The organism is Streptomyces sp. NPDC093071 (genome assembly GCF_044754545.1).
Taxonomy (GTDB): Bacteria; Actinomycetota; Actinomycetes; order Streptomycetales; family Streptomycetaceae; genus Streptomyces.
Genome location: NZ_JBIVPH010000012.1, coordinates 60,998 through 75,016 on the forward strand (window position 1 = coordinate 60,998; position 14,019 = coordinate 75,016).

At 73.1% G+C, this 14,019-nt stretch carries 7 protein-coding genes; 4 read left to right on the plus strand and 3 right to left on the minus strand.

The genetic code is table 11. From position 1 onward, the window contains the following. Nucleotides 1-124 precede the first annotated feature (124 nt). On the plus strand, nucleotides 125-2,326 hold the full coding sequence (gene glgX, locus ACIQD7_RS30635) for a glycogen debranching protein GlgX (RefSeq protein WP_402445896.1): 2,202 nt from the start codon (nucleotides 125-127) through the stop codon (nucleotides 2,324-2,326). Nucleotides 2,327-2,572: 246 nt separating this feature from the next. Here the strand turns inward: glgX and ACIQD7_RS30640 are convergent, their stop codons facing one another. After that, nucleotides 2,573-3,418, minus strand: coding sequence for a hypothetical protein (locus tag ACIQD7_RS30640; RefSeq protein ID WP_402445898.1), 846 nt, complete (start codon nucleotides 3,416-3,418; stop codon nucleotides 2,573-2,575). 222 nt (nucleotides 3,419-3,640) lie between these two features. On the opposite strand from ACIQD7_RS30640, the gene ACIQD7_RS30645 reads away from it, so the two are divergent. From ACIQD7_RS30645 to ACIQD7_RS30655, 3 genes are all read left to right on the plus strand, one after another. After that, entirely contained in the window at nucleotides 3,641-5,437 is a 1,797-nt protein-coding gene (locus ACIQD7_RS30645) for an ABC transporter ATP-binding protein (protein ID WP_402445900.1), read from the plus strand. After that, entirely contained in the window at nucleotides 5,434-7,272 is a 1,839-nt protein-coding gene (locus ACIQD7_RS30650) for an ABC transporter ATP-binding protein (RefSeq protein WP_402445902.1), read from the plus strand. The genes ACIQD7_RS30645 and ACIQD7_RS30650 overlap by 4 nt, the downstream gene beginning before the upstream one ends. A gap of 515 nt (nucleotides 7,273-7,787) precedes the next feature. Continuing rightward, nucleotides 7,788-9,815: a M4 family metallopeptidase gene (locus ACIQD7_RS30655; RefSeq protein ID WP_402445905.1), complete on the plus strand. Its 2,028-nt coding sequence runs from the start codon at nucleotides 7,788-7,790 to the stop codon at nucleotides 9,813-9,815. Between the two features lie 88 nt (nucleotides 9,816-9,903). Here ACIQD7_RS30655 and ACIQD7_RS30660 read toward each other — a convergent pair whose 3' ends face one another. Both ACIQD7_RS30660 and glgP read right to left on the minus strand, forming a co-directional pair. Beyond that, nucleotides 9,904-10,827, minus strand: coding sequence for a serine hydrolase (locus ACIQD7_RS30660; RefSeq protein WP_402445907.1), 924 nt, complete (start codon nucleotides 10,825-10,827; stop codon nucleotides 9,904-9,906). Nucleotides 10,828-11,010: 183 nt separating this feature from the next. Then, nucleotides 11,011-13,575, minus strand: a complete 2,565-nt coding sequence (gene glgP, locus ACIQD7_RS30665) for an alpha-glucan family phosphorylase (RefSeq protein WP_402445910.1) — start codon at nucleotides 13,573-13,575, stop codon at nucleotides 11,011-11,013. Nucleotides 13,576-14,019: the final 444 nt, after the last annotated feature.

The following is a 14,019-nucleotide window of genomic DNA, read 5'->3' on the forward strand; positions in this document are numbered from 1 at the left end:
TACGGGTCATGTTGGGAGCACGGCCGTGCGGGCAGAACAGGGGGAGAACCTCGCGCGGGGAGCGGTGGCCGGGACGCCACCGCTCCCCGCGCGCGGACCCGACGGAGCCGCGGGAGGCCGGACGGTGGCGAGCGCAGCCGAGCAGGAGGCGGTACAGCAGCGTGCCCTGGAGCGGGCGGGGCCGCCCGTGTGGCCGGGGGCGCCGACGCCCCTCGGCGCCCGCTGCCGGGTCGGGCCCGGCGGGATCGCGGGCACCAACTTCGCGCTGTGGGCGGGCGGGGCGGAGGCCGTCGAGCTGTGCCTGTTCGACGGGGACGGGACGGAGACGCGGCTGGCGCTGACCGAGCTGACCCACGAGATCTGGCACGGCTTCGTGCCCGGGATCGGCCCGGGGCAGCGGTACGGCTACCGGGTGCACGGCCGCTGGGACCCGTGGACGGGCGCCCGGTGGAATCCGGCGAAGCTGCTCCTCGACCCGTACGCGCGGGCCGTCGACGGCGAGTTCTCCCTCCCGCCCGAGGTGTACGGGCACGTCCGGGACTGGCCGCAGCAGCACGTGGCCGACACCGTCCGCGACGAGCGGGACTCCGCCCCGCACGTCCCGAAGGGGGTCGTCGTCCACGACGACGACGACTGGTCCGACGACCGCAGGCCCAAGACGCCCTGGCAGGACTCGGTCATCTACGAGGTGCACGTCAAGGGCTTCACCAAACTGCACCCGGGCATCCCCGAGCACCTGCGCGGCACGTACGCGGGCCTCGCGCACCCGGCCGCGATCGACCACCTCGTACGGCTCGGGGTGACGGCGGTGGAGCTGCTGCCGGTGCACCAGTTCGCGCACGAGGACCACCTGCTGCGGCGGGGCCTGCGCAACTACTGGGGGTACAACTCCGTCGGCTACTTCGCGCCGCACGCCGGCTACTCCTCCTCGGGGACGGCCGGGCAGCAGGTCGGCGAGTTCAAGAAGATGGTGCGGGCGCTGCACGCGGCCGGGATCGAGGTCATCCTCGACGTGGTCTACAACCACACGGCGGAGGCGGGCGAGCTGGGCCCGACCCTCTCCCTGAAGGGCATCGACAACCGGGGCTACTACCGGCTCCAGTCCGACGCCCGCCGGTACGCCGACTACACGGGCTGCGGCAACACGCTGCACGTGGTGCAGCCGCAGGTGCTGCGGCTCATCACCGACAGCCTGCGCTACTGGGTGACCGAGATGGGGGTGGACGGCTTCCGCTTCGACCTGGCGGCGGCCCTCGCCCGCTCCTTCCACGACGTCGACATGCTCTCCCCCTTCCTGGCGGTCATCGCCCAGGACCCGGTCCTGCGCCGCGTCAAGCTGATCGCGGAGCCGTGGGACGTGGGCAACGGCGGCTACCAGGTCGGGGCGTTCCCGCCCCTGTGGACCGAGTGGAACGACCGCTACCGGGACGCCGTGCGGGACTTCTGGCGGGGGGCGCTGCCCGACGTGCGGGACCTCGGCTACCGGCTCTCCGGCTCCAGCGACCTGTACGCCTGGGGCGGGCGCCGGCCGTACGCCTCCGTCAACTTCGTCACCGCCCACGACGGCTTCACCCTGCGGGACCTCGTCACGTACGAGCGGAAGCACAACGAGGCCAACGGCGAGGGGAACCGGGACGGCACCCACGACAACCGGTCCTGGAACTGCGGCACGGAGGGCGAGACCGACGACCCGGAGATCGGGGCGCTGCGGCTGCGCCAGCAGCGCAACCTGCTCACCACCCTGCTCCTGTCGACCGGGGTGCCGATGCTGGTCTCCGGCGACGAGATGGGCCGCACCCAGGGCGGCAACAACAACGCGTACTGCCAGGACAACGAGATCGGCTGGCTCGACTGGTCGCTGCCGGAGGACCCGGGCCGGTCCCAGCTCCTCGCGCTGTCCCGGCGGCTGCTCGCGCTGCGGCACCGGCATCCGGTGCTGCGCCGCCGGGCCTTCTTCTCCGGCCGGCCGCAGCGCGCGGACGGGCTGCGGGACCTGGCCTGGTTCACGGCCGAGGGGGCCGAGATGACGGAGGGCGACTGGTACGCGCGGACGGGGACGCTCGGCCTCTACCTGTCGGGCCGGGACATCCCGGGCCGGGACGCGCGGGGCGAGCGGATCACCGACGACAGCTTCCTCGCCGTCCTGCACTCCGGCCACCGCCCCCTGGACTTCCGGCTCCCGGGCCCGCCGTGGGCGGAGACGTACGAGCTGGTCGTGGACACCGCCCGCGAGGACCAGTCCGGGCCGCCGGGCACGGTCCACCGGGGCGGGGAGGTGCTCGCGGTGGGGGCCCGGTCGGTGGTGCTGCTGCGGGTGTCGAGATGAGGCCCGGGGGCGGGGGCGCGGGAGGTCAGCGGAGCCTGACGTAGCAGGTGAAGTCGCCGGTGACGGTGGCGTCGGGGCCGACGTAGGTGAAGGAGAGGCTCTCGTCGCCCGCCACCCAGTACCGGCCGGAGGTCCGTCCCCCGGAGGTCCGGGCGGCGGGCGCCTTCCGGTAGGCCTTCTCGCACCGCTCGGACGCGAGCCGGCTGCCGAGGCCCGCCGGGCCACGGGCTTTCCCGGCCCGGCCGCTCAGGGGCGGACCAGGGTCTCCCGGTCGTGACCGGCGGCGAGTTCCGTTTCGAGGCGGGTCACGTACCGGGCCTCGGCCTCCTTGCGCACGGCGGCGAAGCGGCGGTCGACGAGGAGGACCGGCAGCAGCCAGAGGTAGCCCCACAGGCTGAGGCTCTCGACGGTCCCGGTCTGCCGGAGCAGCTGGTTGGTGACCAGGGCGAGGCAGCAGGAGAGCGCCCAGACCACCGTGCGGTGGCGCCCGAGGAAGCGCACCGGCGCGTTCCGGGGGCCCGCGAGCGCCTCGACGGTCGCGGCCCGCACGGCCGCCGCGCGGTCGGTGGGGTCGGCGGCGCGGACCGCGTCGCCCCCGGCGGCGAGGTCGGCGTCGAGGTCCCGCGCCTGCTCCTGCGTGTGCCCGGAGGCGATCGCCCCCTGGACGGCGGCCATCCGCAGGTCCTCCCAATAGCCCCGGCGGGCCCAGCGCTCGGCGGCGGCGAGCCGGTCGGCCTCGGCGGATTCGGGGGATTCGGGGGCCAGTTCCTTCAGGCGCCGGGAGAGGGCGACGGCGCGGTCGGCGCGGCCCGGGTGGTCGAACGCGTCGGCGCGCAGGCACAGCTCGGCGTACCCGGCGAGGAGCCCGAGGTGGTCGCGGTCGAGCGCGAGCCCGGCCCGGAAGGCCTCCTCGGCCAGGTCATCGTGGTCGTCCTCGTCCTCGGCGGCGTGGCCCAGGGCGAGCCGGCAGTAGAGGTCGGGCTGCGGGCCGAGCGCGTCGAGGCCCTCCTGCGCGGCCCGGCGCACGGCCGCGTTGCCGCCCGCCAGGAAGAGCTGTTCGCAGCGGGTCTCATAGGTGTCGAGCGTGGTCATGCGGCCCCTCCGTGTGCACCCCGGTGCGGGGCCGCGCAAGTCTCCGGCCTGCGGCTTCGTCCGGTCAAGGGCATTCCGGGAACCCGTGGGCACCGCGCGCGAGGACCGGTCCGGGCCGCCGGGCGTCCCCGTACCCGGCGGGGACGTGCCGCTCCGGCCCCGGAGGCCCCGGCCGGAAAACCGGATGAGCCGTGTCAGTGGCGAACCGTAAGGTCGGACCTGATGCCCGAGAACCCCTTGCCCCCAGCGAACCCGGCGGAGACCGCCGACCGGTCGGCGGTGCGCGTGCTGCTCCGCCTGTGGCCGTACGTACGACCCGTGCGGGGGCGGCTGTTCACGGCCGCCTTCGTCGCGATCGTCGCCTCCTGTCTGTCGCTCGTCATCCCTCTGGTCCTGAAGTGGCTGGTGGACGGGCCCGTCGCGGACCGGGACCCCGGGGGCGTGTGGCTCGGGGCGCTGTACCTGCTGCTGCTCGGCATCACGGAGGCGGTGCTCTTCGGCTTCCGGCGCTGGCTGGTGGCGCGGCCGCTCGCCGGGGTGGAGGCCCGGATGCGGTCGGACCTGTACGGCAGGCTCCAGCGGCTGCCGATCGCCTTCCACGACCGGTGGGCGTCGGGCCAGCTCCTGTCGCGCGGGACGACGGACCTGATGCTGGTCCGGATGTTCCTCGCCTTCCCGCTGACCTTCCTGCTGGTCAACGGCGTGACGATCCTCGCCGGGTACGTGCTGCTGCTCTCCCAGGACTGGTCCCTCGGCCTGGTGCTGCTGACCCCGGTGCTGCCCCTGGTGGTGGTCTGCTCGCTCTTCGAGGGCCGCTACGGCCTGGTGGCGCGCAAGGCCCAGGACCAGGTGGGCGATCTGACGACGGTCGTGGAGGAGAGCGTCCTCGGCATCCGGATCGTCAAGGGCTTCGGCCGGCACCGCAGCCAGGCCCGCGCCTTCCGCGAGCTCTCCGAGCGCCTGCGGGGCACGGAACTCGTCAAGGCCCGGCTGCTCGCGATGATCTGGGCGGTCATCACGGTCGTACCGGAACTGGCCATCGGCGCGGCGCTCGTCCTCGGCACGGTGCAGGTCGCGGAGGGCGACCTGTCGGCGGGCACGCTCGTCGCCTTCCTGTCGACGGCGCTCGCGCTGCGCTGGCCGGTGGAGTCGATCGGCTTCCTGCTCGCGATGAGCCAGGAGGCGGCGACGGCGACGGAGCGGTACTTCGAGGTGATGGACGCCGAGGAGGAGCCGGACACCGCCTCCCCCGGGGCCCCGCGGACCGACGGCCCGGACGGGGTCCGCTTCGAGAACGTCACCTTCCGCTACCCGGACGCCCCGGAGGACGCCCCGCCGGTCCTGGACGGCGTCGACCTGCACATCCGCCCCGGTGAGACGCTGGCCCTGGTCGGCGGCACGGGCTCGGGCAAGACGACGCTCACCGCCCTCGTACCGCGCCTGCACGAGACGACGGCCGGCCGGATCCTGCTCGACGGCGAGGACATCGCCCTGATGGAGCGCGGCCGCCTCCGCTCCCTGGTGTCGATGGCCTTCGAGGAGCCCACCCTGTTCTCCGCGTCCGTCGGCGAGAACGTCCTGATGGGGGCCGACGGCACGGCCGGTGGACCGGAGCTGCGGCGCGCCCTCGCCGTGGCCCAGGCGGACGGCTTCGTGGACCGGCTGCCCGAGGCCGCCGCGACCCAGGTCGGCGAGCAGGGCCTGAGCCTGTCGGGCGGCCAGCGGCAGCGACTCGCCCTGGCCCGCGCGGTGGTCGGCCGCCCCCGCTTCCTCGTCCTCGACGACCCCCTCTCCGCCCTGGACGTGCACACGGAGGCCCGGGTGGAGGCGGCCCTGCGGGAGGTGCTGCGGGAGACGACGGCCCTGGTGGTGGCGCACCGCCCGTCGACGGTGATGCTGGCCGACCGGGTCGCGCTGCTGTCCGGGGGCCGGATCACGGCCGTGGGCACCCACCAGGAACTGCTGCGGAGCAGCGAGGAGTACGCCTGGCTGATGTCGGGCGAGAAGGAACGGCGATGACGGACACCACGCTCACCAAGCCGCCCGCCCCCGCGCCGGACGAGGCGGACCCCTTCGACCGGGACGACCTGCCCGCGCCCCCGGGCGCGACGGGCGCCCTGCTCCGCTCCCTCCTGTCCGCGCACCGCGCGCGGGTCGCGGTCGCCGCGCTCGTCCTCCTGGTCAAGGAGGCCGCGGTCCAGGCGGGCCCGCTGCTCGTCGCGTACGCCATCGACCGCGGCGTCCCTGCCTTCCGCGCGGGCGACCACGGCCCGGTGATCGCCGTGGCCCTCGGCTACCTCCTCTGCGCGTCCCTCTCGGGCCTCCTCCAGTACGCCTTCGTCCGGGGAGCGGCCCGCGTCAACCAGGACGTCCTCCTGGACCTGCGCGGCCGGATCTTCCGCCACGCGCAGATCCTGAGCGTCGACTTCCACGAGCGCTACACCTCGGGCCGGCTGATCTCCCGCTCCACCACGGACGTGGAGTCCCTGCGCGAACTCCTCTCGGAGGGCCTCCAGGAACTCATCGGCGTGGTCCTCTCCTTCCTCTCGATCACCCTGGTCCTCCTCTGGCTGGACCTGGGCATCGGCGCGGTGGCGACGGCCTCGTTCGTCCCCCTCTACCTCCTGGTGCAGCTCTACCGCCGCCGCGCGGGCCGGGTCTACGGCGAGCGCTCCACCGCGATCGCGGGCGTGATCGTGAAGTTCGCGGAGACGATGAACGGCATCCGCCCGGTCCGCGCCTTCCGCCGCGAGGAGACCAACGACACGGAATTCTCGGCGCTCAACCACCGCCACGAACGAAGCAACGGCGACGCGCTCCTCGAAATGGCCCGCTACGTCGTCGGCTCACGCCTCGTCGCGAACACGGCGGTGGCCGGAATGTGCCTCTGGGGCGCGTACCGCGTGGCGGAGGGCTCCCTGGAACTGGGCGTCCTGGCGGCGGCGGTCCTCTACATGCGGCGCCTGTACGACCCGATCGACCGCCTGGGCATGTTCCTCAACTCGTACGAGTCGGCGGCGGCGTCCCTGGCCAAGATCGCGGGCCTCCTGGCCCAGGAGCCGGGCGTCCCGGAGACGACGACGCCCCGGGAACTCCCCCACCGCGAGGGCGCTCCGGGCCGGGAGGTGGTCTTCGACGACGTGAGGTTCGCGTACCGCACGGGAGGCGAGGTCCTCCCCCGCTTCACCCTGACGATCCCGGCCGGCCAGACGGTGGCCGTGGTAGGAGCGACGGGCGCGGGAAAGTCGACCCTGGCCAAACTCCTGGCCCGCTTCTACGACCCGACGGAGGGCCGGGTCCTCCTCGACGGCATCGACCTCCGCCACCTCACCACCCCCGATCTCCGCAGGGGAATCGTCATGGTCACCCAGGAGGCGTTCCTCTTCTCGGGCACGGTGGCGGAGAACATCGCGATCGGCCGCCCGGACGCGACCCGCGCGGAGATCGAGGAGGCGGCGAAGGCCATCGGCGCCCACGACTTCATCGAGGGACTGCCCGACGGCTACGACACGGACGTGCGCAAACGAGGCGGCAGGATCTCGGCGGGCCAGCGCCAGCTGGTGGCCTTCGCCCGCGCGCTCCTGGCGGACCCGGCGGTCCTGATCCTGGACGAGGCGACGAGCTCCCTGGACGTACCGGGCGAAAGGGCGGTCCAGCAGGCCATGGACACGGTCCTGAAGGGCCGTACGGCGGTGGTCATCGCCCACCGCCTGTCGACGGTCGAGGTGGCGGACCGGGTCCTGGTGATGGAGTCGGGCCGGATCGTCGAGGACGGCCCCCCGTCGACCCTGGTGACGGGCGACGGCCACTACGCGGGCCTGCACCAGGCGTGGCGGGACAGCCTGGTGGGCTGAGGGAAGGCCCCACGGCCGCGAGCTCGCCCTCGTACGCGAGTGGGGGCCGTGGAGGGGGTCGTGTTCGGGACGTAGAGCGTGATTTGTGGCGCATGAGAACCGGTCACTCCGCCGGGACCCGCAGGCGCCGTAAATCATGCAGTCCCGAACGCGGCCCCCGGAACGGCCCCCACGCCCGCAGAAAACCGGAGTACACCCCACCGCCCAACCCCCACGGGCGAAAAGGCTCCTCCGCCCGAACAGGAAGCAACACCACCCCCGCACCTCACGAAACGTCCGCTTAACGAACGCGCCCGTACCAGCAGCGGACGATTTCTGGCCAACTTCCAGCCGCACTCCTGACAGGTCCCCGTCATCCCTGCCACTCTCTCCCCGGCTGTACGAACGAAAGTTCACCGCACCACCCGAACGTGCTCACACGAACGTGCTCAACCGAACGTGCTCAACCGCTCTCCTTGCTCTGCCCGACGGACTCACCCAAGCCCGCCGGTACCCCCCTCGCAAAAGGAGTCCGCGTGAGATCCACGCCCAGCCGTCGTGCCACCGCGACCGGCGCCCTGATAGCCGCCGCCGCCATGATCGCCGTCAGCGTCCAGACGGGCGCCGCCACCGCGGCGGACACCCCGTTCAGCGCCGCCCCCAAGGCCCAGCAGGGCACCTCGGCGAACCCCGGCAAGCTCCCGGCCGACCTCACCCCGGCCCAGCGCACCGCGCTGATCAAGGCGGCCGACGCCGACAAGGCCGCCACGGCCAAGTCCCTCGGCCTCGGCGCCGAGGAGAAGCTGGTCGTCCGCGACGTCGTCCAGGACCGCGACGGCACGACCCACACCCGCTACGAGCGGACCTACGCGGGCCTGCCCGTCCTCGGCGGCGACCTGGTCGTCGAGGAGTCGAAGGCCGGCGCCCGGCAGAGCGTCACCAAGGCGGTCCGCACGGAGCTGAAGAACGTCGACACGACCGCCAAGGTCGCCCCGGCGGCCGCCGAGAAGCAGGCCGTCGGCCTCGCCCAGGCGGACGGCTCCGAGAAGACCGCCGCCAGCCGCGCCCCGCGCAAGGTCGTCTGGCTCGCCGAGGGCTCCCCGGTCCTCGCGTACGAGACCGTGGTCGGCGGCCTCCAGCACGACGGCACCCCGAACGAGCTGCACGTCGTCACGGACGCCAAGACGGGCGCGAAGCTCTACGAGTGGCAGGCCGTCGAGACGGGCACCGGCAACACGCAGTACAGCGGCCAGGTGACCCTCGGCACCGCGCCCTCGTACACGCTGACGGACACGGGCCGCGGCAACCACAAGACGTACAACCTCAACGGCGGCAGCTCCGGCACGGGAACGCTGTTCACCAACTCCACCGACGTGTGGGGCAACGGCAACCCGTCGAACAAGGAGACCGCGGGCGCCGACGCGCACTACGGCGCCGCGCTCACCTGGGACTACTACAAGAACGTGCACGGCCGCACCGGCATCCGCGGTGACGGCGTCGGCGCGTACTCCCGGGTCCACTACGGCAACGCGTACGTCAACGCCTTCTGGCAGGACTCCTGCTTCTGCATGACGTACGGCGACGGCGCGGGCAACGCCAAGCCGCTGACCTCGATCGACGTGGCCGCGCACGAGATGACGCACGGCCTGACCTCGGTCACCGCCAAGCTCGTCTACAGCGGCGAGTCCGGCGGCCTCAACGAGGCCACCTCGGACATCTTCGCGGCGGCGGTCGAGTTCTACGCGAACAACGCCCAGGACCAGGGCGACTACCTGGTCGGCGAGAAGATCGACATCCGCGGCAACGGCACCCCGCTGCGCTACATGGACAAGCCGAGCAAGGACGGCTCGTCCAAGGACGCCTGGTACTCGGGCATCGGCTCGATCGACGTCCACTACTCCTCGGGCCCGGCGAACCACTGGTTCTACCTGCTCTCCGAGGGCAGCGGCGCCAAGACGATCAACGGCGTGAGCTACGACTCGCCGACCTCGGACGGCCTGCCCGTCACGGGCATCGGCCGGGACAAGGCGGCGCTGATCTGGTTCAAGGCGCTCACCACCAAGTTCGGCTCGAACACCAACTACGCCGCGGCCCGCACGGGCACGGTCGACGTGGCGAAGGCGCTCTACGGCGCCACCAGCCCCGAGGTGACGGCCGTCGAGAACGCCTGGGCCGCCATCAACGTCGGCGCCCGTCCCGGCGGCGGCAACCCCGGTGGCAAGGTCTTCGAGAACACCGCCGACGTGTCCATCCCGGACAACGGCGCCGCGGTCACCTCGACGGTCAACGTCACCGGCGTCACCGGCAACGCCCCCAGCAACCTCTCCGTCGGCGTGGACATCGTCCACACCTACAAGGGCGACCTGATCGTCGACCTCGTCGCCCCCGACGGCTCGGTCTACAACCTCCACAACCGCACCGGCGGCAGCGCCGACAACATCGTCCAGACCTACACCGTCAACGCCTCCTCCGAGGTCGCCAACGGCGCCTGGAAGCTCCGCGTCCAGGACAAGGCCGCGGCGGACGTCGGCTACATCAACGCCTTCAAGCTGACCTTCCCGTAACCGTCACGGGACAGGCCGGAACGAAGCGACGGACGCCCCGGGGGGAAACCCCCGGGGCGTCCGCGCGTTTCGACGGGCGGGGGCGCCGTCAGCCCCGGGGCACCGCGACGTACGCCTCCTGGGGCGTGGCGGTGGGCGTGTAGCGGGACGCGGCGGGCGCGGTCGGGGTCAGGTCCCGGTGGATCGCCTTGGCCACGGCCTGGATCGTGGTCACGCCGTAGTTCATCGTGCTGTTGCCGTCGGTGAGCACGGAGACGGTGTAGTCGTGGCCGCCGCCCTGGAACGTGCCGATGCTGTGCACGCGCCAGCCGCGCGTGGCGCGCTGGAGCCAGCCGTTCTTGACGTGCACGGAGACGGCGGAGGGCGCGCCGGCCGGGGTGCCCCACTTCTGCGAGCTGACGACGTTCTTCATGAGCTTGAGGATGTAGGCGCGCGCGTTGTCGCTGAGGACGGAGTTCTTGGCGCTGACCAGCGAGAGCAGCCGCTGTTCGTCGGTGACGTTGATCTGGGTGAGTCCCCAGTAGCCGCCGGATCCCGGCACCGTCCGCGTCATGCCGGCGGCCGTCAGGAAGCCCTTCACCTTGGCGACGCCGAGCTGGTTCCACAGGGCGGTGGTGGCCGCGTTGTCGGACTTGGTGATCATGGCGGTGGCGAGGGTGGACTCGCGCGAGGTCAGGTACCGGTTGGTCTTCTTGGCGTCCCAGAGGAGCGCGGCGAGGACGGTCACCTTCACGACGCTGGCCGAGTCGTACGAGGTCGTGGCCCGCAGGGTGCAGGTGGTGTTCGTGGTGCGGTCGCGCAGGCCGATGGCGACGGTGCCGGTGCGCGTGGCGAGGGCGGCGGTGATGTCCTTCTGCAGCTTGGCGGCGAGCCCGGCCTTGCCCGACGTACAGCTGACCTGCGGCGCCGTGGCGGCGGAGGCGGGCGCGGCGCCCGCGACGGCGGGCACGAGGATCCCGGCGGCGACCACGGCCGGGAGCACGCGGGCCCGCAGGGATATGCGGCGAGTCATGAGGGTCCCCCTGAAAACGGAACGAGCGCGCCTGCGGCGCATTCGCCCTAGAGGACTCCTGAGCGTGCGGATGGTTGTACGAATCCAGCGAAACAGCGGAATCCCACGTCACCGCGGAACGACGCACGGGGTGCCCCGCGAACCGGGACACCCCGTGTCGAATCAGACGAACCCGACGGACCGCTACCGCAACAACACCCCCGCCCCCGCCCCCGTCGTCTCCTCCGGCAGGGCCGCGAGGCCCAGTTCGGACGGGTGGGCGAGGAGGGGGTGGGTGGGGAGGACGCGGACGGTGCAGCCGAAGGAGCCGGTGCGGTCGAGTTCCAGGGTGCCCGCGTACGGGAGGCGGCCCTCCAGGTCCGGGCCGCCCGCCGGCTTGAGGGTGACCGTGCGGGGGGCGGTGAGGGTGTCGTCGGCGTCGACCCGGCCGGTGACGGCCTGGACCTCGACGTCGTCGGGGGTGAGGGTGCCGAGGGCGACCCGGACCCGGACGACCGGGGTCGCGCCCAGCTCCGCGTCGGCCACGTCGTCCGCGAGGCCGTCGCCGACCTCGACGTGGTCGACGGTCACCTTGGGCCAGGCCTCCCGGACCCGGGCCTTCCAGGCGGCGAGCTCGCGGGCCCGGTCCGGGGTGAGGGCCCGGCGGGCGGTGGCGGCGGGGGCGTAGAGCCGCTCGACGTACTCGCGGACCATGCGGTCGGCGAGGACCTTGGGGCCGAGGTCGGTGAGGGTGCGCCGGACCATCGCCGTCCAGCCGGACGGGACGCCGTCGGCGCCCCGGTCGTAGAAGCGGGGGGCGACCCGGCGCTCGATCAGCTCGTAGAGGGCGGCGGCCTCCAGGTCGTCGCGGCGCTCCTCGTCGGCGGCGGCCGCGCCGTCGGCGGTGGGGATGGCCCAGCCGAAGTCGGGCTCGAACCACTCGTCCCACCAGCCGTCGAGGACGGAGAGGTTGAGGCAGCCGTTGAGGGCGGCCTTCATGCCGCTGGTGCCGCAGGCCTCCAGGGGGCGCAGGGGGTTGTTGAGCCAGACGTCGCAGCCGGGGTAGAGGCCGCGGGCCATCTCCATGCCGTAGTCCGGCAGGAAGACGATCCGGTGCCGGACCCGGGGGTCGTCGGCGAAGCGGACGAGTTCCTGGACGAGCCGCTTGCCGCCGTCGTCGGCGGGGTGGGCCTTGCCGGCGACGACGAGCTGCACGGGCCGCTCGGGGTGGAGCAGCAGCGACCGCAGCCGGTCCTTGTCGCGCAGCATCAGGGTGAGCCGCTTGTACGAGGGGACGCGGCGGGCGAAGCCGATGGTGAGGACGTCGGGGTCGAGGACGGAGTCGGTCCAGCCGAGTTCGGCGGCGGCCGCGCCGCGCTGCCGCCAGGAGGCCCGCAGCCGGTCCCGTACGTCGGCGACGAGCCGTTCGCGCAGGGTGCGGCGCAGGTCCCACAGCTCCCGGTCGCTCGCGTCGGGGCCGAGCGGGCCGACCTCGGGGGCGACCCAGGTGGGGGCGTGGACGCCGTTGGTGATGGAGGTGATCGGCACCTCGTCGGCGTCGAATCCCGGCCATAGTCCGGCGAACATGGCGCGGCTGACGGCGCCGTGGAGGGTGGAGACGCCGTTGGCGCGCTGGGCGAGGCGCAGGCCCATGGCGGCCATGTTGAAGACGCCGGGCTCGCCGCCGAGGGGGATTTCGTCGCCGAGGGCGAGGACGCGGCCGGTGTCGACGCCGGGCAGGGCGCCGTCTTGGCCGAGGTGGCGGGCGACCAGGGCGCGGTCGAAGCGGTCGATGCCGGCCGGGACGGGGGTGTGGGTGGTGAAGACGGTCCCGGCCCGGACGGTCTCCAGGGCGCTGTCGAAGTCGCGCCCCTCGCCCTGGAGTTCACGGATGCGTTCGAGGCCGAGGAAGCCGGCGTGGCCCTCGTTGGTGTGGAAGACCTCGGGGACGGGGTGGCCGGTGAGCCGGGTGTAGGCGCGGACGGCGCGGACGCCGCCGATGCCGAGGAGCATCTCCTGGAGGAGCCGGTGCTCGCTGCCGCCGCCGTAGAGGCGGTCGGTGACGCCGCGTTCGCCGGGGGCGTTCTCCTCGACGTCGGAGTCGAGCATGAGCAGCGGGACGCGGCCGACCTGGGCGGTCCAGAGCTGGGCGTGCAGGCTGCGGCCGCCGGGCAGGGCGAGGGTGACGCGGGCGGGGGTGCCGTCGGGCTCGCGGAGCAGGGTGACGGGCAGCTCGCCGGGGTCGAGGACGGGGTACTGCTCCTGCTGCCAGCCGTCCCTGCCGAGGGACTGGCGGAAGTAGCCGTGCCGGTAGAGGAGTCCGACGCCGATCAGGGGGACGCCGAGGTCGCTGGCGGCCTTGAGGTGGTCGCCGGCGAGGATGCCGAGGCCGCCGGAGTACTGGGGCAGGGCGGCGGCGACGCCGAACTCGGGCGAGAAGTAGGCGATCGCGGCGGGCAGGTCGCCGGACCGCTCCTGGTACCAGCGGGGGGCGTTCAGATAGGCGTCGAGGTCCTCGGCGGCGGCGCGGAGCCGGGCCAGGAAGTCCTGGTCGGCGGCGAGCGCGGCGAGCCGGGGGGCTTCGAGGGAGCCGAGGATCCGGACGGGGTCGGTGCCGGGCGGGGTGCCGGGACCGGAGGCGGCGAGGGACTCGAAGAGGGCCCGGGTGGGCTCGTGCCAGGACCAGCGCAGGTTGCGCGCCAGGTCGGCGAGGGGTCGAAGGGTGTCGGGGAGGACGGGACGCACGGTGAATCGACGGATTGCCTTCACGTGTTCCACCTTCGCAGGCGAGTACGGACCGGAGCGGACGCACCACGCTGTGTGTCCGGCGTGCCGCTCCGATGGTAGCCCCGACCGGATCGGAGCAACGGGAACCGACGGATGAGGACACCCCTGTGACGGGCCGTGCGGGAGCAACGTCCTGATGCCGCGGGGACGGTGACGGCTTCGTGTCCGACTTCCGCCCTTGCCCGTTTTGCTACGACCCGGTAGTTAACAAAGCGCCGGATTGCCCGAGGGTGCACCATGGGAAGGCTCCTCCGGTAACGCCCGGCACGCGCCCCTTCCTGACCCCCTTTCACCCCCTCGGTTCGACCGTCCGGGTGAACGCGGACGGGAGAGGGCACGCCCCCGACCCGCCGGCCGTCGGCGGAGCTAGAAAGAGCGCACCACCACCCGCACCCCCGTACCCCCGTCAGGTGATGCTGTGAATCC

Bases quoted from the DNA above. Each gene is read 5' to 3' on its own strand.
- ACIQD7_RS30640 (WP_402445898.1), bottom strand. From the start codon at position 3,418: ATGACCACGCTCGACACCTATGAGACCCGCTGCGAACAGCTCTTCCTG.
- ACIQD7_RS30650 (WP_402445902.1), top strand. From the start codon at position 5,434: ATGACGGACACCACGCTCACCAAGCCGCCCGCCCCCGCGCCGGACGAG.
- ACIQD7_RS30645 (WP_402445900.1), top strand. From the start codon at position 3,641: ATGCCCGAGAACCCCTTGCCCCCAGCGAACCCGGCGGAGACCGCCGAC.
- ACIQD7_RS30660 (WP_402445907.1), bottom strand. From the start codon at position 10,827: ATGACTCGCCGCATATCCCTGCGGGCCCGCGTGCTCCCGGCCGTGGTC.